This is a genomic window from Paenibacillus sp. NPDC056579, from assembly GCF_042793215.1.
Classification (GTDB): Bacteria; Bacillota; Bacilli; order Paenibacillales; family NBRC-103111; genus Paenibacillus_S.
This window is the reverse complement of sequence record NZ_JBHTVD010000004.1, coordinates 55211-78183: the sequence shown is the minus strand read 5'-3', so window position 1 is coordinate 78183 and position 22973 is coordinate 55211. Positions and strand designations below refer to the sequence as shown.

Sequence of the window (22973 nt, the reverse complement as noted above, 5' to 3'; positions counted from 1 at the left end):
CCTATCACCTATCTGCCAAGCATCTCAAGCGCTATGCGCTTGATGTTGTCCGCGCTGATCCCGTAGTGCTTGAACACTTCCGCGGTTTTGCCTGCGATCGCAGGCTCATCCGGAATTCCAAGAATCCGTATCGGCACCGGCTGGTGCTGGACTACCGTTTCTGCAACGGCGGAGCCGAGACCGCCATGGATGCTGTGCTCCTCCACTGTAATAATATGCCCGGTCTCCCGTGCCGCCCGGATAATCGCTTCTTCATCCAGCGGCTTGATGGTGTGCATATTGAGCACCCGGCATGATACACCGGCTTCCTTCAGTGCGGTGTGTGCGTCCAGCGCCACCCGCACCGTTTCTCCGGCTGCGATAATCGTCAGATCCGCTCCATCGCGCATCGTTACCGCTTTGCCGATGACGAATTCGTAGTCATCCGACTCATACACATCCTCCACCGGGTTGCGTCCGATGCGGACATAGACGCCACCCTCGTGTTGCACGAGCGCTTCGGTCATGCGCTTCGTCTCGTGCCGGTCCGCCGGAAGAATGACGGCAAGACCCGGAATCGCTCGGCATACCGCTACATCCTGCACGGAATGGTGAGACATGCCGAGCGCTCCGTAGCTGACGCCGCCGCTAATGCCGACAAGCTTGACGTTCGTGCCGGAATAAGCGACGTCAACCTTGATTTGCTCGATACTGCGCATGCTCAGGAAGCAGGCAGGCGACGTGACGAACGGCTTTTTGCCGCTATGGGCGAGGCCGGCCGAAATGCCGACGATATTTTGCTCCGCGATGCCAACCTCCACGAATTGCTCGGGATACGCCTTGGCGAACGGCGCCATGGCAGCCGACCCCCGAGAATCGCTGGCGAGAACCATGATGTCGCGGTCCGTTTGAGCCAGCTCAAGCAGCGTCTCGCAAAGAGCTTGCCGGTTCGGTATGGTGTTCATCTACAATCGCACCTGCCCTTCCTGTTGGTAAGCTTCCAGCTGCGCCGACAGCTCGTCGAGCGCCCGTTCGAGTTCAGCGTCGTTCGGCACGTGATGGTGCCAATGAGGCACATTTTCCGCGAACGATACGCCTTTGCCTTTCACGGTGTTGGCTAATATTAAGGTCGGCTTCCCGGCATGCGTTGGAACCGCCTCCAAAGCCTCGACAAGCGAATCGACGCTATTGCCGTCCAGCGAAACCACATTCCAGCCGAAGGCCGACCACTTCTCATCAAGCGGATCGAGTCCCATTACTTCCTCGGTCGTCCCGCTGATCTGCAGCCGGTTCCGGTCGATCAGAGCGACCAAATTATCGAGCTTATAGTGAGCGCCGGCCATAGCCGCTTCCCAGACAGAACCTTCTGCCTGCTCCCCGTCCCCCATTAAGCAGAAGACGCGGTAGCCTTTGCCGTCGCGCTTTGCCGCAAGCGCCATCCCTACCGAGATAGAGAGCCCGTGTCCCAGAGCGCCTGTGTTCATCTCGATGCCAGGCACTTTATTGTTCGGATGGCCGATCAGCCGCGTTCCGAATTGGCTGAACGTCTCCAGCTCTTCTTTGGGGAAGAAGCCGCGGTCGGCGAGGATGCACCAGAGCGACTCCACCGAGTGGCCCTTGCTGGCTATGAACCGGTCACGGTCCTCCCATTTCGGCCGGCTTGGATCGATATTCATGATTTTATAATACAAAACCGTCAAAATATCCGTATTGCTCAGCGAGCCGCCGGTGTGCCCCGTTTTGGCCCGGTGAATCATTTTCAGCAGATCCATGCGAATTTGGATGGCCTTCAGCTTCAAATCCTTATTTGTCATCTCGTTGGTCGTCCCTCCCTTACATGCTTGCGCCACGCAGCCAGGCTTGAATTTGCTGCTCGGTCGGATCGACAGGATCCGGCTTCAAGCCCGGTATGTATTGACAGGCTTCATATAAAGCCGGGATTGCATTGGCATGTATGCCGACGGAATGATGAACGTACGGGCCTTTTACGAGCTTCTCTTCCCACAAAGGCCAATCGTTCACTTCCACCCACACGTAGGAGCCCCGGGTGTATGGACCTTGTATGCCGCGAGCACGGCCCAGGAACAGCTGATATTCCCCGTGATCCCCGTCAAAACGGGCCAGCGTCATGTCCCCGCCGCGAATCTCGCCTTCGTGCGTACCCGGAGAATGATCGTCGAACAGAAAATGCTTGCGCAGCTTCGGCTTTTCTTCTACTGATAACGATAGCGGGAAATTGCCGCAGTGGAACAGCAGCTCGCCGTTCGGATTGTCAGGGTGACGCACGGTCAAATCTGCGAAAAACGTCGGCGCTTGATTCATCGTCGCTGCCTGCACCATAACCGAGGTAACCGCACCGTGAATATCGGTTTCACAGGTGACCGGAATTTGCTCATCGGTCAGTATCGCATTCGCCAGACAAGGCATAATGCCCATCGCATCCTGGAGGGAGGACCAGCATTGAATGGCAATGGCCGAGCTGCCGGTTTGCTGTGCATACCTGCGCATGGCTACCTTCAAGGCGGCGATTCGCTTCACGTCTCCCTCCGTAACCTCGGAGTAATCCAGCTTCGCCTTGATATAGTCGACGGCCTCGGCAAGCTCCGAGCCGTTCCCTTTCTCGATCTGCTGCGAAGCCCGCTGAATGTCGACCAGCGTTATCGGGTGAATCTCGATGCCGAACTGCTCCAGCAGCTCGCCTTCGTTACACATCATCGTCCAGAATGAAGACGGACGCGGTCCGATCTGCAGAATGCGCAGGCTGCGGAACTGCCGGACGACATTGGCTGCGGCAATGAAATTCGTGAAGCCGCGCTCGAACACCGGATCGTTCACCCTGCTGTTCGTCACGTAGGTGAACGGTACGTTAAAGCGGCGAAGCACCTTGCCGGTGGCGAACAAGCCGCATTGCGTATCCCGCAGCCGCATACCGTCCTCCAGCGGAGCCTCGTCCCTTGGCCCCCAGAGCAGCACTGGCTTGCCGAGCGCCTTGCCGACCCGGGCAACGGTATCTTCTGTGCCGAAGTTACAATGCGGGAAAAATACGGCGTCCACTCTCTCCTGCCTGAACCGCTCGATAATCTCATCAGCGTTGATGTGATCGTCGTACAGCAGCCCTTCGGAATTAAGACCTTCCAAGTCAACGATGTCGATATCCAATCCGATGCTCTCTATCTTCTCGCGTATCAAAACTTTGTACTTGAATGCGTCTTCAGCGCTAAAAACAAACCGGCGCGTAGGCGCATAGCCCAGCTTTAATTTGTTCATCCAGCATTTCTCCTTCTAGGGTAGGAATTAAGAAACAAGGAAACCAACTCTACTAAACAACTAAACTATTATCCATAATATCAATAGAATGTTACTCACAAATAAACTAAACTGTTTAGTGTCATTAACCTTCACAAACTCATCGTAACATTCCAAAAAATAACTGTCAACGCTTTATTTATACAAATTACGCATCATTTCAACTAAATATAACTAAAATTCTGGATATGAACTTAATAATTCTAGATGGTTGTTGAGTTTTTTTACTAAAACATGTAAACTAAACTAATCTAAACGATATGTACTTGGAAACGGAGCAATCAAAATGAAAATGGAAGATATAGCCCAACTGGCCGGCGTGTCCAAATCAGCCGTCTCCCTCGCCTTCAGTGGAAAGCCGGGTATTGGTCCCGAAACCCGCGAACGGATTTTGCAAGTTGCCAGGGAAAACGGCTACCTTCCGAAAGCCAAGATGTCCGCCTCAACAGAGCCGCAAACCAAATTGCTGACCTTTCTTGTCCTGGCCAATTCCGGCATCGTGTTGGAGCAGTATTATCAGCAGCCGTTCTTTCGCGAGATCATACATTACATTGAAGAACGGTGCCGCACTAAAGGGTACTCGCTTATTTTCTCCTCCATCGACATGGAGTTTTTTGATCGCGAGCTTATGGCTCTTGCCCAGGAACGCCCCGGCGGTGGCGTCGTACTGCTAGGTACGAACCTGAACCGCGGGCAAATCACGGACATCGCCGGCATGCTGGGGCCGCATTTGGTAGTGCTAGACACTTGCTTCGATACGCTGCCTGTGCATTTTGTTGAAATCAACAACTACATGGGCGCTTACCAGGCCGGCGCTTACCTGTGCCGCAGCGGTCACCGGAATATCGGATACATCGCTTCGAATATACGTATCCATAACTTCGAAGAGCGTCAAAACGGCTTTAAGGCCGCCTTGCGCGAGTACGAGCTGGAAATAATGCCGGCACAAGTGTTCTCCGCTGCGCCGACAATCCTCTCTTCCCAGAGGTCGTTGAAGGCGCAGCTGGAATCGTTCCTTTGCGCCGGACGCTCGCTTCCTACCGCTTTCTTCTGCGAGTGCGATTACATTGCCATCAGCGCCATGAAGACGCTGACCGAGCTGGGTTACCGTGTTCCGGAGGACGCCTCGGTCGTCGGCTTTGATAACATCTCCGAAGCAGTCATAGTCCACCCTGAGCTGACGACCGTTCATGTAGAGAAGGCGAGGCTGGCTTATCACGCCGTCGATCTTGTGATTGACTCAATCGAATCGGTACAGCAGGTAAAAACGAAGATGAGTATCGACACCCGCTTGGTCGAACGCCACTCCTCCCGTCCAATAGCATAAAAATCGCATAAGTATTGAACCGCATGCCAAAGAAGCCCCTGGATTCACTTCCAGGGGCTTCAACTCATGTTATGCTTGCCGTAGAGCTCACCGCGCTACACATGCTCCGATGTCTCAACATACTGAATATAATAGACAGCCTCCCGTACGGGATCGTCGGCTCCGGGCAAAGCGTCAAACTCTAAAGGCGAATCGAGATTCGGCTCTCTCCGGAAGGCACCCGTTCGAAACACAAGGCGTTCCACCGACAGAACCGGCGCGAAGAAGCTATATATTTTGCGAACATCGCCAATGATGATTTCGTACTTTTGCTTGGAAGCATCAATGTTCAGAACAACCTCATACCAAGTATCCGGCTCGTAGGCCACGACGTTATGGATGAATCCGTGCTGCACTTTGATCCATCCATCCTTGTCAACGATCAGACGAAGCGGAATCGTTCCCTTGTAGTCGCAAACTTCGATTTGCAGCAGCCCCGTATCGGATTGAGCGGCCAGCAGCTTCCATTGAATCCGTACTTTGCGGCTTTCAGGGAACACGCGGACTGCTTTACTATAATCATATGGATCCTTGTTATGCAGCCTTAAGCTCTTATTGCTTGGCGAAGGGAATGGCGCTACCGAAACCTGCGCCCATTGGCAGCTGTAAATATTCCAGCCTTGGACGTGGCTCCCTACAGGCATATCGTCGAAGGTGTCCCGGACCGGCTTCTCTACACGCAGCTCCACAGGCACCGGTACGCGGCTTACCCATATATCTTCTTTATTCACACTGTAGGTTAGCCACATTTCATTCCCTGTCGGCGTATCGCTCCCCGCTTCGATCCCCCGGATGTACTGGGGACCGTAGTCCTTGTATTGACCGGGGAAACGCATCGGAGAAACGTCCCCGTGAATGACCGCCATGTGGTCGAATTCCAAACCGTCGTCGCTGGTGACAACGGCAAGCGGCCAACGGTATTTTCCTGTCGGCGTTGGGTTGTATACTAGCGCATACATGCCGTCCGCCGTCTTCTGCCCCCATATTTTAGCTCCCGCCATGATGAACGACGGCACATCGCACAGCTTTGACCACGTCATACCGTCATCTTCTGTCACGGCAGCCTTGGAGGACTTAAAGACGGCAATAACCCTGCCGTCCGGCAAACGGTACGTTGAGGCTGCCTTGCCTCCCGTTATGCTGTAGAACCCGTCCCGGCTCCGGTCCTCCTCCCACCACTGCATCGTTACCAGCTTATCGGACAGCAATGCCTCGCACGCTTCGATGAATTGGGAATCCTCAGAAGTCCGATACCAAGGAAACCCGGTATTCGTCTCGTTCCAACCCGCATGAAGGTTGTAACGCAAATAATAGATCGGCCCCCAGCTGCCATCCCGCTTGACTTCTCTAACCACACGGCCTATCCCGTTGCCATCGTTCGGATGCACCCGGTAGGCAGGACAAATCCCATAAAAACCAAGCACCAATAGTTTGCCGTTCGGCGCTTCATAAAATCCCATCCGTTGATGCATCACTGCGTAGCTGCCAGGGGGCAGCTCCGGAGCATCCTGGTTTTGGTATACGCCCTCAGGAATTTGAATGGCCGGAAATACTACCCTTGGTTTCTCCCAATGGACTCCATCCTTGGATGTGGTCAACAGCGTATGTCCAGGCGGAACGTGCTCCGACTCCGGATTGCTTAAATATTCCAAATAAAATGTACCGTTCCAATGAGCCAGCATCGGGGCATGATTGTACGTCCAGCCCAAATCGTCGGCAAGCTCCGGCCGGGAGCGATTGGCGCGCAGCACCTGATAATTATGCGTACCGACGACGGGTCTTAGCTGCCCGTCGTGATAATCGGTGTTGGCCGACTTCCCGCCGACATACCGGATCAGATCGCTTGCGTCGGTCATATTGTCCCTCCGTTCTCATGAATCGCCTTCAGCAATCGCCGCTCCGAATCGTCCAGATGCAATCGGATTACACTGCGAATATCGTCCACATTACCGCTCTTCACCGCATCGACGATCGTTTGATGCTGCGCTTGCGCCACTTTGACCATTTCGGAGGAAACGATCGACGATTTCGTCATAATGAATCTGTAGTCCATGAGCTTCAAGTAAATATCGATGTTGTTCCGGTTTTGCCCAAGCTTCATGAACTCGATATGAAAGGCCAGATTATAATCGGCATGCAAATAATCGCGCAACGGCTCGGCGTCGATCTTTTGCAACGAAAGGTCAATGATGGTTTGCATCCTGCTCACACCTGCTTGTACTGCGTCCTTGCTCACCGAGGCAAGCTTGTCGATCACCCAAAATTCAAGCATGAGCCGTGTATCCATAATGTCCTTGATGTCTTCGCTGCTTATGGCCACGACAAATGTGCCTACCTTGGAGACGGTTTTGACAAGCCGCTCCATCTCGAGCCGGTTTAATGCGTCACGGACCGGTGTCCGGCTCACACCCAGCTGATCGGCCAGCTCGGGAATGGAAAGCTTCTCGTTCGGCGAGAATCGGCGCCGGATGATTTGATCCTTTAATATGGAGTATGTTTTGTCCCACAGGTTGGACGTATCGATTTTGGGTAGTTCCATCGTTCACACCTTCTATATCTGTCTAGTTTTTATTTTTCTGGATGGATTGGTTGCCGAGCTCCTCCGCCTTGCGAATCATCGTGTTGAGATCCAGCTTTTGATTCACCAGCTCCCGCAGTGCCACGTTGTCGATTCCATCCTCTATTACATATTCGTCGTATTTGGTAGTCGGGCCTGAAGGGGCGAACGTATTATAATAGATGGCCTTCAAGTTTTTGTCCTTATCCGGCGTATCCTGGCCGATTGCTTTCAAAATTTCCTGATTGTTCAGCGAGGTCAGAAAGCCTTGCTTCGACAGCTGCATTTGGAATTCGTCCGACGTTAAATATTGAATAATCTTCATCGCCTCGTCTTGATGCTTGCTAAATGATGGGATTCCCAAATAAGTATACATAATCTGCGGACCGATTCCCGGCGCATCGCTGAAGCTTGGAAGGGAGACCATATCCCACTTCATGTCCCGCATTTCCTTAACGCCCTGATGCATATCGGAATCGGTTACATACATCGCGACATCCTTATTTTTATAAAAGACGTCCGAGCCCGGCCATTGCGTTCCGAACTTTCCTTCCATTCCTTCGATGGCGCTGAACTTTTGGAAGACGGTCTCGATCGTTCTTTTCCACTTCTCGTTATTGATCACTGCCGTTTCGGTCTTCATGTCGACAAAAGGAAGCGAGTATTGATTTTTGCGTAAATAGCTTTTCGTCTTAAGCCAATACCCGTAATACGGCTGGTTATCGACGCGCGTCAGCTTCTTGGCGAGCTCGTACGTCTCTTCCCAGGTCATGCCGTCCTTTGGATAAGGAACTCCGAAACGGTCGAATATTTCTTTATTATAATATAAGACCATGCCGCTTCCATAAATAGGGAGACCGTACAATCCTCCGGCGGACTTCATTTGCTCCAATCCGTTTTTGTCGAACCGGTTCAGATCGATTTGATGCTTCTTCGAAAGGTCGGTCAAATCTAACTCCAGCTTCGCTCCAAGCAAATCTCTGGCGTAGGTTCTGGCGCTCTCGACGTAAATATCGAAGGTTTGATTGCTCGCGATCATTTCCGGAAACGAGTATCCCGCCCCCTTCTGAATATATTTGATCGTATAGTCGGGAAATTTTTTTCTTACGGCTTCAACGAACAAAGGCTCCTTGCTCGAGCTGTAAAAAGCAATCTCCACCGGGGTCTTCGGTGTATCAGGAACATCTTTAAGAGAGGCCTCCTGCTCAGTCTTCTCCGGGCTTCCGGTACAAGCGGAGACAGTCAACAGGACAGCGATCAGCATTCCAGGCAATCCTCTTCTCAAGATCATGGATATTCCTCCGAATCATGAATTTATGGGCTTACATGCCTACTTTGAAGATGAAATTTTCTGGTTGGCGATTTCTTCCGCCATTCTCAATCCGGTATTGAGGTCGGTCAAGCCTTTCACCATGTCTCGTAGCTGGGTTTTCTCCAATCCGTCTTCCACCACGAACTCATCGTACGCAGTAATCGGCGCCGTCGGAGCGAACTTATTGTAAAATGCCGCATTCATATTCAGCTTCTTGTCTTTGTATGGCGTTTCAGCCGCATAGGCCTTCTGTACCGCCTGGCTCTTAAGCGAGGTCATGACGCCTAGCTTGGACATCTCCATCTGGTAATCTTCCGATGTGAGCTGCCGGATTACTTCCATGGCCTGATCCTTTTTCTGGCTCATCGATGTAATGCCCATATAAGTATAAGATGCCTGTACGCCGACATTCGGCTTGTCTTTGAAGGTAGGCATGGCGACCATGTCAAAGTTCATTTTGCCAAGCGACTCTTGCGCCGCCATAAGCCAGCTGGACTGCATAACATACATAGCCAGCTCCTGGGTTACATTGAACGCGTCGTGGCTCGGCCATGCCGTAATCGCTCTTTCTCTGAAGGCGGTAATATCCGAGAACTTTTTGAAGATCGTATCAAAAAGCCGGTTCCATTCGTCGCTCGTTACAGAAGCCTTCTCCGTCTTGGGATCTACCAAAGCCAGCGACATTTGATTCGTCCTTAAGTAATGCTTGGGAGAGATCCAGAATCCGAGATACTGCTTCTCCCCCGTGTTCACAGTGAGCTTCTTGGCCAATTCGTACGTCTCTTCCCAGGTCATGCCATCCTTAGGATACGGCACTCCAACCTTATCGAAAATGTCTTTATTGTAGTACATTACCATCGTGTAGTTGGATAAAGGCAGTCCGTACAATCCTCCGGCTCCCTCCGCCGAAGTCATCTGATTAATCCCCTCAGGCTCAAAAACGTTTAAATCGATTCGGTGCGTCTTCACCAGCTCCGACATGTCAAACGCAGCCTTGCTGGGCAAGTATTGCTGACTGACGGAGCGAGCGTTGGCGATGTACAAATCAATGTTCGTGCCGGCGCTTAGCAAGTGCTCCAACCTTGAGCTTTCCGTTTGCGAAATATGAGTGATCTTGTACTGGGGCAGCTTTTTCTTCAAATACTCGCCGTATTTCTGATTCCATCCATCGGGGCTTTCCAGCGAAAACACCGTCAGCTCTGTCGGTTCGTTGATCTTTGTACTTAGCTCCCCTTCGGACTTCGGTTCAACGACCGCGTTCTTGCTGTCTCCCGAACATGCTGTTGCCGAAACAAGAATCGTGGCTGCAGACAGCAGAATCGCGCTTTTTTTCAACAAAATCACTGTTGTGTCCACCTCTTTGTCATAAATTTAAAATGCCGGTGCTTGCAAATCGAAGAGTGTAAGCGCATGCAAACTATGTATATTACATATTATATGTTGTATACATCATTCTGTAAATAACGTTTATTTTTTAATCAGCGTGGATTTACTGGCTCCCCATACCATACTTCGAAGCTAAAAAAGACCGGAATCAAGCCCTTTCTTGTTGAAATAAAGGGTTGTTCCAGTCTTCATGGCATATTAATCGCTGACCGTGTTCTTATTTTTTTTGAAAAAAGGCAGAGACAACCCGAACATTTTGCAAGGCGGCTTCACCTTGCCGCTTCTTATAAAATGCAGTGCTGCGTTCAGCTCTCCCCCAAGCAGAATGATCATGCTGGACAAATACAGCCAGATCAGAAGCACGATAATGCCCCCGATGCTGCCGTACGTCTTCGTGTAGCTGTCGAAATGATTCACATAAAACGAAAACAGGAGGGATGCGGCAATCCAGCCGACCGTTGCAAAGACGGCTCCCGGTATCACCTCACGGAATCTCAGACGCACATTGGGCAGAAAGGAATAGATCAGACAAAACATCGTCCAAATGACAGCCAGAGGAACCGTATACTGCGCCCAAGCCCAAATATTCGAGAAATCACCTGGCAATCTCGCGGTATGATACAGCCACTCCCCGATTTTTCGTCCGAACACCAGCATCACGAAGCTTAGCAAAATGGCGGCAGCAAGCACGATCGTCGTCCCTAAGGAGAAAAGGCGCACCTTCCAGAACGGACGGTCTTCTTCTTGATCGTAAGCTTTATTGATTCCTTTAATAACAGCGTTGATGCCATTGGAGGCCGACCATAGCGTTGCAATCAAGCCTATGGACACGAGCGAGCTGCTCCGCGTCTCTTCGATTTCGTGGAACACGTCGGATAAAGTCTTGTTCGACATGTCGGGCAATATCAAGCTTAGACGTTCCAGCGCCTCATCCGCGGAAAAATCGGTAAAGCTCAGCAGCGCCACCAAAAAGATCAGGAATGGAAAAAAGGATAGCACGAGATAATACGTCAGCTGGGCGGCCAACGCGGGTACATCGTCATCCTGAAAACGGCATGCAAGATTATGTATCAGAGTTGTCCATTTCAAGTTGAAGCCACCTCCCTACATCGGCATCGATCGATATATTTCTTTTATACCCATTTTCCCTTCCTTTTCCACATGACCTGCAGAATGATTCCATTATATTACAAAAAAACCGCCGCCAGCAAATTGGAGCGCCCCTCTTCGACGCTGCCGTCACTTCATCGATATAGCATGAGCCGTCTCCTGCCGCAAGCACAAAAAAGGCAGCCGTTCCTGCCGGCAGCCTCTCTATGTTGTAACAGTAACCCTCAGACCACGTTATACCTGGATCCGTAATGGATTGCAGCCGCGAGATTTTTACCGGAACCTTATCCGGTCGTCGTATGGTTTTGCGCTTCCGTACTGATCTGCCATTTGATGCCGTATTTGTCCTCCACCCTGCCGAATATGCTTCCCCAAAATTGCTTCTCCACCGCCATAATGACCCTTCCGCCTTCCGACAGCTTGGAGAATGCCTGCCTAGCCTCCTCTTCTGACTGGAACTCCAGGCTAAGATCAAATCCGCTGCTTCGTCCCGGCGACTCGTGCATGGTGTCGGCAATGTAAAAGTCTACCCCCGCAGCTGTGAAGGCCATATGTATGATTTTGTCCTTTATCGCCTCATCCGTACCCGGGGCTTGTCCGTATGTCATCTGATTGCGGATCTCCCCGCCTAAGGCTTCTACATAAAACCGGGCCTGCGCTCTTGCATCCTCCGAATAAAAATAAGGTGTCAGCTTTGCCATTTCCCCATCAACATCCCCTCTATTAATTGCTAATGCCCCTACGACCAGGCAACAAAAATAGTATTCAGGAATTTCGCGGTTTTATTCCTCTTCGTAATAGAAAAAGGACGCAATGTTCGCGCCCTTTTGTCCCATTACTGTTTGATCACGACAACGCCTCTAGGAGGCTTCCCGGTGCTTTGGATCAGACCGATCTCGAAAATGGAGAGATTCCTGCCGACCAGGATTAACGACGAGGTCAAGTTATCAAAGCTGCCTAGATTAGCAACGTTTTGGCTGCCTCTAAATACGCGGAACGTGCCTTGAAAGTTAATATCCCGGAACAATACTAGAGTAACTTGACTAGGGATGATAACGTTTCTGAGCTGGAAGCTCGAAAGCTGGTCGTTGAATTGGAATGCCCTGAAATCCTTAATGGCTACGCTACCGCGGTTGATCCGAATCCGTCTTCCCGTGAAATTTGTGCCTGAAAAAAGCGACAGCATAAGTCCCCTGTTTAACAAATATACCACCTTCCATTCTCTGAGATAGTATATTAGTATGAGGCGAATGGTAGCTTCGCATGGGTTTATTTCCTCGGACAAATGATGGTTTTTGAGCAAAAAAAAGCCCGCGATGCACGCGGACTTGGAAGCTATTGTTACAGTTCAACGATCTTCGTAGCAATATTCTCGCAAAATTCGCTGTCATGCTCGACAAAGAGAATGGTCGGCGAATATTCCAGCAGCAGCTCCTCAATTTGCATGCGGGATATCACGTCGATAAAATTAAGCGGTTCGTCCCAAATATGCAAATGAACCTTCTCGCACAAACTTTTGGCAATCAGCACCTTCTTCTTCTGGCCGCCGCTGAACGCCGAAATATCCTTTTCAAACTGCAGTCGGGAAAAATCAAGCTTACGCAAAATCGCTTTAAATAAGCTTTCATCAATGCCGTTGTCTCTTGCATAGTCCGTTAAATTGCCCTGCAGGTGCGAGGTGTCCTGTGAGACGTAAGATATTTTGAGCTGGCTCCCTTTTCGGAATGTGCCGGTATAGGTAAGGTCTTCACCGCAGATCAGCTTGATAATGCTTGATTTGCCGGAGCCGTTTTTACCGGAAAGCGCAATCCGCTCCCCTTGTTCAATCGTAAAACTGATGTCGGAGCAAGCCTGCTTATCACCGTAATAGACCGATACATGTTCCAGCTGGACTAGCTGGTTAGTATGATACGGAAGCTGTGAAATCTTCAAGCTCTCGGAGCTTTCGACATTTTTAAGCAGCATCGACTTTTCGTCTATAGCGGATTGCTGCCTTTGCTCCATCGATTTGGAGCGCTTCATCATTTTCGCGGCCTTGTGCCCGATATACCCTTTATCTACCTTGGAGCCGGAATTTCTGGTTCCGTTCTTCGTTTTCTCCACTTCGTCCGACCAATGGCTCGTTCGTTTAGCTGCTTCCGACAAGCGCTTGATGTCTTTTTTAAGCTTTTCGTTCTCTCCAAGCTCGTATTGATCCTGCCGCTGTTTATTCTCCCACCAATCGGAGAAATTCCCTTTTTGAATGTCTATATGGGTCTTATTGATCGACAGCATATGATCTACGCAGTTATCAAGAAAGGCCCTGTCGTGAGACACCAGAATAAACCCGCTCTTGGTTCGGAGATAGTCGCTGACTAGCTTCCTTGCTTCCATATCGAGATGGTTGGTCGGTTCGTCAATTAACAGAAACCGGTTTTCCATAAGGAATAGTGCGGCAAGCAGCACCTTCGTTTGCTCCCCGTTGGACAGCGTATCGAACGGCCGGTATAACACATCATCCGAAACCTTCAGCAGCGACAGCTCGCGCATGAATTCCCATTGAACCAAGTCCGGTACAATCTCGCTGATCACATCCATGGTAAGGTATTCCTTGTTCTCCACAGGGAAAGGGAAATATTCAAATTGAACTTGCGCCGAAATTTTACCGCTGTATTCATACTTGCCGAGCAGCAGGTTGAGAAACGTCGTCTTCCCTCTGCCGTTTCTTCCCGTGAAGCCCAGCTTCCAATCGGTATCCAGCTGAAAGCTTACATTTTCAAAGATGTTATCGTAGCTGCCGTCGTAGGCGAAGGTCAGGTTGGTTACATGAATTAATGACATGGCAATATCCTCCTGTACAAAAAAGCTAAAAAGAGCTGCAAGAAAGTTACATTTCTCGCAGCTCAAATAAATATACAGCAAACCCAACCCGCTCCAGGGTTAGATGAGGATATCGTTTGAGTGAAAAGATATAGTAACTTTCTCGCAAATAAAAAATAAAACATGTGAAGCATATCGCTTATCCTGTTTTATTCCTTTACTTATTTGCAAGAAATCCTACATTATCTTTTCACTCCCATCGTCAATTTACAAGTATCTTACCATACCCTCTTCTTATTTTCAACCAAGTGCTGCCTCTGCCACACGTACTGGCATAAAATGAAATCAGCTCAACGTGGAAAGAGCCTCTTGGGTGAACGGCTTCAGCTCCTCGATCCGTTCGTCGCGGATTTTCGCCGCCCAAGCCGGGTCGCTGAGCAGCGCGCGGCCGACGGCAACAAGATCGAACTCGTCCCGCTCCAGCCGCTCGACCAGATTGCCGATGCCGGCAGGCTCGCCGCCTTTGCCTTCCTCGAACAAGCTGGTGAACACGGAGTCGAGGCCGACCGAGCCGACGGTAATTGCCGGCTTGCCGGTCAGCTTGCGCGTCCAGCCCGCCAGGTTAAGGTCCGAGCCCTCGAACTCGGGCTCCCAGAAGCGGCGGGTGGAGGCATGGAATATATCCACGCCTGCCGCGGACAGCGGTGCGAGGAAGCGGTCCAGCTCCTCCGGATTCACTGCCAGCTTGGCGCCGTAATTGACCGGCTTCCATTGGGAGAAGCGGAAAATAATCGGGAATTCGGGGCCGACCGCGGCACGGACCGCTTCAATGACCTCTACGGCGAACTTGGTGCGGTCTACCATGTCACCGCCATACTTGTCCGTACGTTTGTTGGTTACTTCCCAGAAAAACTGGTCGATAAGATAACCATGCGCCCCGTGAATTTCCACCGCGTCGAAGCCGAGTCGCTTCGCGTCGGCGGCAGCCTGGGCATACGCTTGCACGAGACCTGCGATCTCCTCGACTGTCAACGGCGCCGAAACCGTTTCTCCGGTTAAGCTGAGACCCGACGGTCCAACGGGATCCACGTTCGAATCCGGAAACTTCTCCCGGCTTCGTGCGGTGCCGGTATGCCAAATTTGCGGAGCAATCTTCCCTCCCGCCTCATGCACTTCCCGGACAACGCGAGCCCATCCTTCCAGAGCTTCCTCGCCGTAAAAATGCGGCACGCCTTGATCAGCCTCCGCAGCCGGATGGTTGATGACGGTTCCTTCCGTAATGATGAGACCGACGCCGTTCTCCGCTCTGCGGCGGTAGTATCCGGCCACGTTAGGGCCCGGAACTCCTCCGGGCGAGAAGCAGCGTGTCATCGGAGCCATAACAATCCGATTGGCCAGCTTCAGTCGGCCGCCTTCAAATGGCTTGAACAGAGCAGCCGCGGTTTTGGATAAGGTCATTTTCATCCACTCCTTATATATCTCTTCATTTTTTCAGTCTGCGTATAATTTCTTCTGCTACTTGCTTCGTCGTTGCTGTACCGCCGATATCTTTGGTTTTCACTCCGTCTTGCGTTACATCCTCCACGACCTGCAAAAGATGTTGACCTATCTCCTGATGTCCCAGATGGTCCAGCATCATTTTGGCGGTCCAGATTTGTCCGATCGGGTTGGCTATGCCTTGCCCTGCGATATCAGGTGCCGACCCGTGAACCGGCTCGAACATGGACGGATATTTGCCGTTCAGATTGATGTTGGCGGCCGGTGCAATACCTATACTTCCCATAATGGCGGCACCGATATCCGTTAGTATATCTCCGAACAGGTTGCTCGCGACCACGACATCAAACACATGAGGCTTCGTGACAAAAAAGGCCGACAGCGCATCAATATGAATGGCTGCCGTCTTCACGTCCGGATACGACCCGCTTATCTCCTTAAACACTTCGTCCCAGAACGGCATGGAATACACAATCCCGTTGGACTTGGTAGCGCTGGTAACGTGACCTCTTCGTTTCTGTGCCAAATCAAACGCGTAACGGATCGCACGCTCCGTCCCTTTTCGCGTAAAGACCGCATTCTGAATTGCAATTTCGTCGTCCCCTTTATGGATGCGACCGCCAATTTCGCTGTACTCGCCCTCGCTATTCTCTCTCACCACCAGGAGGTCAAAATCATTCGGGTTAATGAGCGGAGACGCAAGACCGCGGAAATATTTCGCCGGACGAATATTGATGACTTGCTCGAACTCGCGCCGGATTTTGATCAACAGCCCCCACAGCGACACATGATCCGGAACCCGCAGCGGATCGCCGACGGCTCCAAGAAAGATCGCTTCATAATTTTTCAAGATGTCCATCCCGTCGTCCGGCATCATTTTGCCATGCTGCTCATAATAATCGCAGCTCCATGAAAAGCTGGAATACTTGAATGAAATACCACCGTGTACTTCTGCAACCGCGTCCAGCACGTCCGTTGCGGCCGGTACCACCTCTTTGCCGATACCATCCCCCGGAATCAGTGCGATTTCATAGCGTTTCATCCCATTCTTCACTCCTTAGTGAGTAGTGTTGATGCCATGACCGTGTTACAATCCAAGCCGACTAGTGATCTATCCCATCATTTAACCTATTCGCTATCTGCCAAGGTTATCCTGCTCCATCCTATCGGCAGTTGCCGCTGCCGGCAGCTTGAAAGATGTTCATAGAACGAAAAAAAGCCGCCTCTAAGGCAGCCCTTTCGCAAAGATTCTATGCTTCCAAAGCAACAAGAGTTGCGGCCGGTTCATGAAGTAAAGCGGTCCACCTTGGATTTCATCGCGGCGATGATCGTCCTTTTATAGCGGATGGCCAGCAGAAGAACTTCATACTTCTGGCTCGCAGAAAGCTTCTTGAAGCGCGGCTCTTCCCTTAGAAAATCGCTGGCGACCGCCCACGCGACCGGCGACAAGCGTCTGCGCTTCATCCCTGGAACCGAGATAGAGCGTTCACGTTTCCGCTCCCTCCATTCCTGCAACCGATGGAGCCAAGACCTTATTTCCGCCTCCGGCTTGCTCTCGTCTATTAGACAGGGAGCGGCACGCTTTTTGGTATGCTCACGAAGAAACTGGAACCGGTCATGACCGAGTACAATGGTGTAGGAGCCTTCTTTGCGGTTTTTGCGAACAACCAACAGGTGCATGCAGTCCCACACCAGCCCGCGAAGCTTACGGAGATGTGACGTCATCCGGGCGGTGACGTCCGGCTTAAGCTTGTCTAGAGGTATATACTGGACGGTAAATCGCATATACATCCTCCTCCTTGCAGGAAGTATATGCTCCTTCCGAATTGTCCTAGTCGCGGCATAGCGCAGGACTTTGTCGAAAAAGAAAAAGACCTGCTATTGAGGTCTTTTTCTTTAAGCACGCAGCCCGGTAACCCGTAGGCTACCACAATGCTATTATAGTAGAAGCTGCAGTCCATCTTGCTTACTTGGCTTGGATATATCCTTCCGCTTTAAGCAGCTCAGCGATCAATACGGCTCCGCCGGCAGCTCCGCGCAAGGTGTTATGGGACAGTCCTACAAATTTAAAATCGTAAATGGAATCCTCGCGCAATCTGCCGACCGAAACTCCCATTCCGCGCTCAATATCGCGGTCCAATTTCGTCTGAGGTCTGTTTTCCTCTTCGAAGTATGTGATGAACTGCTTAGGCGCGCTTGGCAATCCAAGCTCCTGAGGACGCCCTTTAAATTGCTGCCAGCGGCTCAAAATTTCCTCTTTGGACGGTTTGTTCTCGAACGATGCGAATACCGTTGCCAAATGTCCATCCGTTACCGGAACGCGGATACACTGCGTTGTAATTAATGGCGAAGCTGCTTTCACAATTTCATCGTTCAGGATGCTGCCCCAGATGCGCAGCGGCTCCTGCTCGCTCTTTTCTTCCTCGCCGCCGATATAAGGAATCACGTTGTCCAGCATTTCCGGCCAATCGGTGAAGTTTTTGCCGGCTCCGGAAATCGCCTGATACGTCGATGCAACGACTTGGGTCGGTTTGAAATCCAGCAGGGCGTGAAGAGCAGGCACATAGCTTTGGATGGAGCAGTTCGGCTTCACGGCGATAAATCCGGTCGAGGTTCCGAGACGCTTTCTTTGTGCTGCGATCACTTCGATATGTCCCGGGTTAATCTCCGGAATGACCATCGGGATGTCCGGCGTCCAGCGGTGGGCCGAATTGTTGGAAATAACAGGCGTTCCCGTTTTGGCATAGGCTTCCTCTAACGCTTTAACTTCGTCCTTCTGCATATCGACTGCGCAGAAGATAAAGTCGACATTCGCTGCAACCTCTTCCACCTTCGAAGCATCCTGAACGACGATGCGCTTCACATCTTCAGGAATCGGATCGGACAGCTTCCATCTGTTTTGTACGGACTCTTCATAAGTCTTGCCTGCCGAGCTGGCACTCGCTGCAATGGCTGTTACTTGAAACCATGGATGCTGATCCAACAGCTGAACGAATCTTTGGCCGACCATACCGGTTCCGCCCACAATACCGACTTTCAATTTTTGCGACATTCCTATTCATATCCTTTCATGATGACATTATGAGTGATCTTGCATAATAATTTTGTGATTTTGCCTACCCTATATTACATGTTGGATGTGCTTTGGTTTGTTACATGAAACTAAAAAAATCCCACCCCCAAGACCATAGTCTTGAGGACGAGATTTGTATGCTCGTGGTACCACCCCAGATTCGCAAATACGTCGCCGTATGTGCCTCTTCAAGTACGTCATCACATAGTCATGATTATACTCTAGCTCTGTAACAGGAGCTCCTGTCGCATCATCCCCCGTGTAAGGTTCCGATGCGCTGCTCAGAGTCTTTCTTCAATAAATAATCCTTTGCTCCTTTTCAGCAGCCGGAGCTCTCTGCGAAAGAATGTATTTATTTACTCGTCTCTTCATAGCATTTGCATGTGTTGCGATTATAATATCAGATAACGGCAGATTGGTAAACTGTTTTTTTGAAAATTAGGCGCTGTTACTACATCCGCCAACCGGCGTACGGCCGCTCTTCTTTCCTGCTGAAAGTACAATGAAGAAGACGCCGGCCAAAATAATGACGATGGCGCCAGCCATCCGAAGTGTCAGCGGCTCATCAAGCACGGCCCAGCCAAGCACGACTGCGACGACCGGGCTGACGTAAGCGACGGTGTTCGGCAGCGAAGCCGCAGTACTCGCCCGCTGCAGCCATGAGTACAGAAGAAATCCGGTCATGGTCACGAAGAGAAGATAGATCATCGCAAGCAGCGTCGTTCCCGTTAACGAAGAGATGCGGAGCTGAGCCCATTCTCCTCTGGAGAGGCTTACCATCATAATGAGGATGCCGCCTATAAGCATTTGAATAGCGGTGCTGAACATCACTCCGGGCTGTGCGGTTCTACGCATAGCAATGGTTCCGCTCGCGTTCAGGAAGGAAGCGGCCAGTATCGCTCCGACTCCAATAAGGCTCAACCCGTCTTGCCCGTTGGGAGCAATTAGAACAGCTAAGCCGACAAACCCCAGCATCAATCCAAGTGTGGCCCAAGCATTCGGACGGCTGCGGAAGATGGCCCAATCCAGCAACGCTGCCCACAGCGGCATCGTCGATGCCAGCAAACCGGCCAACGCCGAGGATAAATATGGCTGAGCCGTGATAACCATGCCTTGACCGCCGGCGATAAGCAGCACTCCGACAAGAGACGCGTTCCCCCACTGCTTCCCCGTCGGACGAGACGCAGCGGGCATGCGCCACAAGCACCATAGCAGCAAGGCCGCTCCGCACAAAATAAAGCGAAAGCCGGTCAAATACGGCGGAATTTCCGTTATGATGATCTTCAGCGCGAGGAAGACCGAACCCCACAGCAGCCATAACGCAACCAGCGCCGCTGCAAAGCGCAGCCCGTTAGGGGAGCCGCCTTGCTCTGCACGGGAGTTTTCCGTCACTTGAGCTTCATTCCTTTCTGCGGCAACGTGTCCGTATCACGATAGGAATCTACGATTTCCATTCGTGCTTCTTATAAGACCATCGATTCGCCATCATCCGGTACTGTGATATGTCCCGTTAGGTCCTTCTCTTCAATAAAGCTCTTCAGCTCGCGTCTGGATAGAAAGCAATGATTGACGGACTCCATATGGGAGACGATGATTGCCGACTGCGGAGCCGCCAAATGCGTCCGGTAAATGTCGTCCTTGCCCATCGTAATCGGGTCTCCATGCAGGAACTGTGCCGAGCCGCCATTGACGATAATGACATCAGGGCGATGAATTCGGATCGCGTCCTCCACCTCGCTGCACCATATCGTATCGCCGGCAATGTATAGCGTCTTCTCCTCCGGATGCTCAAAGACTACGCCGGAGACGTTCCCCATCAATTTGCCGATTTCGCCTGTTCCATGCTGCCCTCTCGTCCGGCTCAATCGGACTTCGCCTATATGGCCGATCCGTTCGATTGCTTGAACGCTATTAAATCCGTGCTTCCTGATGACTTCGGCATCTTCATCCGACTGTGCGATCATGTTGGCGTCTTTCGGAATCGCACGGATCGCCTCCGCATCGAAATGATCAGGGTGCAGGTGCGTAACGATGACCGCATCCGCGGTAACAATGTCCTCCACAGCAACCGGAAGCTCGGCTGTCGGGTTATTGACAGGATTCGCCGTATTCACCACAGGCGGATAGGCTCCCTTCGGCGCCAAGTAAGGATCAATCAAAAATGTATTACCTCCATACTCCAATACGATCGTTGCATTTCGGATTTGTGTAATTTTCATAGCCAAGCCCCTCCCTTTAATATTTCTCCCTTTTAGGTTAACATTGAGGTTGGAAACCATACATATTGTAAATCACGAATATGGCCGGAAATACTTGATTTTTGAAAGAGGTTGTTATACATGCTGGATTCTACGGACAAACGCATACTGGAAGAGCTGGCCAAGGATGGCAGGATTTCGATGAAGAAGCTGGGCGAGAAGGTACATCTGACCGGACAAGCAGCGGCGAACCGGGTATTGAGGCTAGAGGAAGAAGGCGTCATTGAAGGCTATACCGTTCGGTTAAATAACAGAAAGTCTGGTTACGCCGTTCAAGCGTTTATTACGGTGTTTACGAAGAGCTTCGATCATCAGCCGTTCCTGTCCTTTGTGGAAACGCAGCACTCTTATATCATCAATAATTATAAAATCAGCGGTGACGGCTGCTATCTCATGGAGTGCAAGTTCCCTTCCAACGAGGAGCTCGACAAATTTCTAAACGATTTAACACGCTACGTGAACTATAAAGTATCCATTGTCATTAATAAGGCCTAACGGGAGACGGAGGAATAAGAATGAGCATCGAATCGTTGACACGCTATTGTTTATCTAAAAAAGGAAGCAGCCAGGACTACCCATTCGGCGATGATGTGATGGTGATTCGGGTCGCCTCCAAAATCTTTGCTTTCCTATCCGAACGAAACCGGCAGCCGAACATCAGCTTGAAGTGCGACCCGTTTATAGCGGAAAACTTACGGCAACAGTACCCTGCCGTAACCCCCGGCTATCATTTGAATAAGAGCCATTGGAATACGATCGTCATTGACGGCTCCATTGAGGAACCGGAGCTATTCAGTATGATCGATCATTCGTACGAGCTCGTTTTTAAAGGCCTCAAAAAAGCGGAGAAAGAATCCGTGCTTTAAGACGGTACGGAATAACGTTTATCACATTGTTCACCATTTCTCCAGAATCCTTGTGATTACTATCACATAAGACTCCTCCCGCCTCTGTTAAGCTATTGTTGCAAGCGAACATAGCTATTAATCGAACGGAGGATGCCACATGTTTTGTTACCAATGTGAACAAACGCCGAACGGCGGCTGTAAAGTCATCGGGGTATGCGGCAAGGATGAAACGATTGCAAGCCTGCAGGATACGATCATTTTTGCGCTCAAAGGAATTGCCGCTTATGCGACCCACGCGAGACAGCTTGGTTATACGGACCCGGAAGTCGATAAAATAACGCACGAAGCGCTTTATATGACCTTAACCAACTCCAACTTCAATCTCCAGGAGCATCTGGATATGGCTATGAAGGTAGGCAATGCCGCCGTGCGGATTATGGATGTTCTCGACCGTGTGCATACGACGCACTTCGGAATTCCTCAGCCGGTTACCGTGCCGCAGAATAAAATCGAGGGCAAATGCATCGTTGTGACTGGACATAACCTGTATGCGCTGGAAGAGCTGCTGAAGCAGACGGAAGGCAAAGGCATCCATATTTATACCCACTCCGAAATGCTCCCGGCCCACGGGTATCCTAAGCTAAAGCAATACAGCCACTTAAAAGGAAACATCGGAAAAGCCTGGTACGACCAGCGACGGTTATTCGAGCAGTTCCCGGGGGCGATTCTGGCGACGACGAACTGTGTTATGCCGATCAAGGGAACGTATGCGGACCGTTTCTTCTCTTACGAGGTAGCGGGACTGGAGAATGTTACGAAAATCGTTGGCGAGGATTTCTCCCCACTGATTGAACGAGCGCTCGAGCTGCCGGAGGCGAATATCGACTCTGAGCAGGTTCTGACAACCGGTTATCACCACGAGACCGTCATTGGACTTGCGCCGGAAATCATTCAAGCGGTGAAAGCCGGACAAATCAAGCGTTTCTTCGTCATTGCTGGTTGTGATGCGCCGGGCAAAGGCGGCGACTACTACCGCGAGCTTGCGACTTCGCTTCCGAACGATACCGTCATCCTGACCACCTCCTGCGGGAAGTTCCGCTTTAACGATGTGGATTATGGCACCGTAGCAGGCACAGCTATTCCTAGATACATCGATTTGGGCCAATGCAACAACTCCGGCTCCACGGTCAAAATTGCTCTGGCGTTAGCCGAAGCCTTCGAATGCGATGTGAACGAGCTGCCTGTAAGTATCGTTCTATCGTGGTTCGAGCAGAAGGCTGTTGCCATCCTGCTTGGCTTGTTCAGTCTCGGAATCCGGGATATCCGTATCGGTCCGAAGCCGCCGGAGTTCGTTAGCGAAGGCGTCATGAACGTGCTGGTCGAGAAATTCGGCTTGAAGCTGATCGGCAATGCGCAAGAGGACATGGAGGCTATGCTTTCCCTACACTAAAATGTAGACGAAATCCCCCCGCTCCCGGCAAG

The 22973-nt window shown here is 51.1% G+C and carries 21 protein-coding genes and 1 other annotated feature; of the genes, 4 read left to right on the top strand and 17 right to left on the bottom strand.

The features are described 5' to 3' along the window. Positions 1 to 8 precede the first annotated feature (8 nt). From ACFQ88_RS17480 to ACFQ88_RS17470, 3 genes are read right to left on the bottom strand one after another with little or no spacing between them, the layout of a single operon-like run. On the bottom strand, positions 9 to 944 hold the full coding sequence (locus ACFQ88_RS17480; RefSeq protein WP_239626072.1) for a transketolase family protein: 936 nt from the start codon (positions 942 to 944) through the stop codon (positions 9 to 11). Beyond that, positions 945 to 1793: a transketolase gene (locus ACFQ88_RS17475; RefSeq protein WP_379454973.1), complete on the bottom strand. Its 849-nt coding sequence runs from the start codon at positions 1791 to 1793 to the stop codon at positions 945 to 947. Positions 1794 to 1812: 19 nt separating this feature from the next. Next, complete coding sequence (locus ACFQ88_RS17470; RefSeq protein WP_379454972.1) at positions 1813 to 3246, bottom strand: L-fucose/L-arabinose isomerase family protein; 1434 nt, start codon at positions 3244 to 3246, stop codon at positions 1813 to 1815. A 325-nt stretch (positions 3247 to 3571) separates the two neighbouring features. Between ACFQ88_RS17470 and ACFQ88_RS17465 the strand changes: the two genes are divergently transcribed. Further along, positions 3572 to 4612 carry a LacI family DNA-binding transcriptional regulator gene (locus tag ACFQ88_RS17465; RefSeq protein WP_379454971.1) on the top strand — a complete coding sequence of 347 codons (1041 nt, stop codon included), beginning with the start codon at positions 3572 to 3574 and terminating at the stop codon, positions 4610 to 4612. Positions 4613 to 4707: 95 nt separating this feature from the next. Here ACFQ88_RS17465 and ACFQ88_RS17460 read toward each other — a convergent pair whose 3' ends face one another. The 14 genes from ACFQ88_RS17460 to ACFQ88_RS17395 all read right to left on the bottom strand — a co-directional run bounded on the left by ACFQ88_RS17460 (position 4708) and on the right by ACFQ88_RS17395 (position 20604). Further along, positions 4708 to 6507 carry a hypothetical protein gene (locus ACFQ88_RS17460; protein ID WP_379454970.1) on the bottom strand — a complete coding sequence of 600 codons (1800 nt, stop codon included), beginning with the start codon at positions 6505 to 6507 and terminating at the stop codon, positions 4708 to 4710. Next, on the bottom strand, positions 6504 to 7190 hold the full coding sequence (locus tag ACFQ88_RS17455) for a GntR family transcriptional regulator (RefSeq protein WP_239626083.1): 687 nt from the start codon (positions 7188 to 7190) through the stop codon (positions 6504 to 6506). The genes ACFQ88_RS17460 and ACFQ88_RS17455 overlap by 4 nt, the downstream gene beginning before the upstream one ends. Before the next feature lie 22 nt (positions 7191 to 7212). Beyond that, complete coding sequence (locus ACFQ88_RS17450; protein WP_379454969.1) at positions 7213 to 8499, bottom strand: ABC transporter substrate-binding protein; 1287 nt, start codon at positions 8497 to 8499, stop codon at positions 7213 to 7215. Positions 8500 to 8538: 39 nt separating this feature from the next. After that, entirely contained in the window at positions 8539 to 9864 is a 1326-nt protein-coding gene (locus tag ACFQ88_RS17445; RefSeq protein ID WP_379454968.1) for an ABC transporter substrate-binding protein, read from the bottom strand. A gap of 240 nt (positions 9865 to 10104) precedes the next feature. Further along, positions 10105 to 10995 (bottom strand): YihY/virulence factor BrkB family protein, encoded by an 891-nt coding sequence (locus tag ACFQ88_RS17440; protein WP_239626090.1) that lies wholly within the window; start codon positions 10993 to 10995, stop codon positions 10105 to 10107. A 305-nt stretch (positions 10996 to 11300) separates the two neighbouring features. Next, positions 11301 to 11717, bottom strand: coding sequence for a VOC family protein (locus ACFQ88_RS17435; RefSeq protein WP_379454967.1), 417 nt, complete (start codon positions 11715 to 11717; stop codon positions 11301 to 11303). 134 nt (positions 11718 to 11851) lie between these two features. Beyond that, the gene (locus tag ACFQ88_RS17430; RefSeq protein WP_379454966.1) at positions 11852 to 12229 is read right to left on the bottom strand and encodes a hypothetical protein; all 378 of its coding nucleotides are present in this window, start codon (positions 12227 to 12229) and stop codon (positions 11852 to 11854) included. Positions 12230 to 12357: 128 nt separating this feature from the next. After that, the gene (locus ACFQ88_RS17425) at positions 12358 to 13836 is read right to left on the bottom strand and encodes an Lsa family ABC-F type ribosomal protection protein (protein WP_379454965.1); all 1479 of its coding nucleotides are present in this window, start codon (positions 13834 to 13836) and stop codon (positions 12358 to 12360) included. 324 nt (positions 13837 to 14160) lie between these two features. After that, a complete protein-coding gene (locus ACFQ88_RS17420; protein WP_379454964.1) occupies positions 14161 to 15273 on the bottom strand; it encodes an NADH:flavin oxidoreductase in 1113 nt (370 codons plus the stop codon). 25 nt (positions 15274 to 15298) lie between these two features. Then, the gene (locus ACFQ88_RS17415; RefSeq protein ID WP_379454963.1) at positions 15299 to 16354 is read right to left on the bottom strand and encodes a tartrate dehydrogenase; all 1056 of its coding nucleotides are present in this window, start codon (positions 16352 to 16354) and stop codon (positions 15299 to 15301) included. A 242-nt stretch (positions 16355 to 16596) separates the two neighbouring features. Further along, positions 16597 to 17097 (bottom strand): hypothetical protein, encoded by a 501-nt coding sequence (locus tag ACFQ88_RS17410; protein ID WP_379454962.1) that lies wholly within the window; start codon positions 17095 to 17097, stop codon positions 16597 to 16599. 181 nt (positions 17098 to 17278) lie between these two features. Further along, positions 17279 to 18364, bottom strand: coding sequence for an aspartate-semialdehyde dehydrogenase (gene asd, locus ACFQ88_RS17405; RefSeq protein ID WP_379454961.1), 1086 nt, complete (start codon positions 18362 to 18364; stop codon positions 17279 to 17281). A gap of 140 nt (positions 18365 to 18504) precedes the next feature. Continuing rightward, positions 18505 to 18766: a binding site (T-box leader), on the bottom strand. Positions 18767 to 18823: 57 nt separating this feature from the next. Beyond that, positions 18824 to 19777 (bottom strand): EamA family transporter, encoded by a 954-nt coding sequence (locus ACFQ88_RS17400; protein ID WP_379454960.1) that lies wholly within the window; start codon positions 19775 to 19777, stop codon positions 18824 to 18826. Positions 19778 to 19848: 71 nt separating this feature from the next. Then, positions 19849 to 20604, bottom strand: a complete 756-nt coding sequence (locus ACFQ88_RS17395) for an MBL fold metallo-hydrolase (RefSeq protein ID WP_379454959.1) — start codon at positions 20602 to 20604, stop codon at positions 19849 to 19851. A 120-nt stretch (positions 20605 to 20724) separates the two neighbouring features. On the opposite strand from ACFQ88_RS17395, the gene ACFQ88_RS17390 reads away from it, so the two are divergent. The 3 genes from ACFQ88_RS17390 (at position 20725) to hcp (ending at position 22941) form a co-directional block, all read left to right on the top strand. Beyond that, a complete protein-coding gene (locus ACFQ88_RS17390; protein ID WP_239626116.1) occupies positions 20725 to 21138 on the top strand; it encodes an Lrp/AsnC family transcriptional regulator in 414 nt (137 codons plus the stop codon). Between the two features lie 20 nt (positions 21139 to 21158). Further along, positions 21159 to 21509 (top strand): MmcQ/YjbR family DNA-binding protein, encoded by a 351-nt coding sequence (locus ACFQ88_RS17385; protein WP_379454958.1) that lies wholly within the window; start codon positions 21159 to 21161, stop codon positions 21507 to 21509. Between the two features lie 139 nt (positions 21510 to 21648). Continuing rightward, positions 21649 to 22941 carry a hydroxylamine reductase gene (hcp, locus tag ACFQ88_RS17380; RefSeq protein ID WP_379454957.1) on the top strand — a complete coding sequence of 431 codons (1293 nt, stop codon included), beginning with the start codon at positions 21649 to 21651 and terminating at the stop codon, positions 22939 to 22941. Positions 22942 to 22973: the final 32 nt, after the last annotated feature.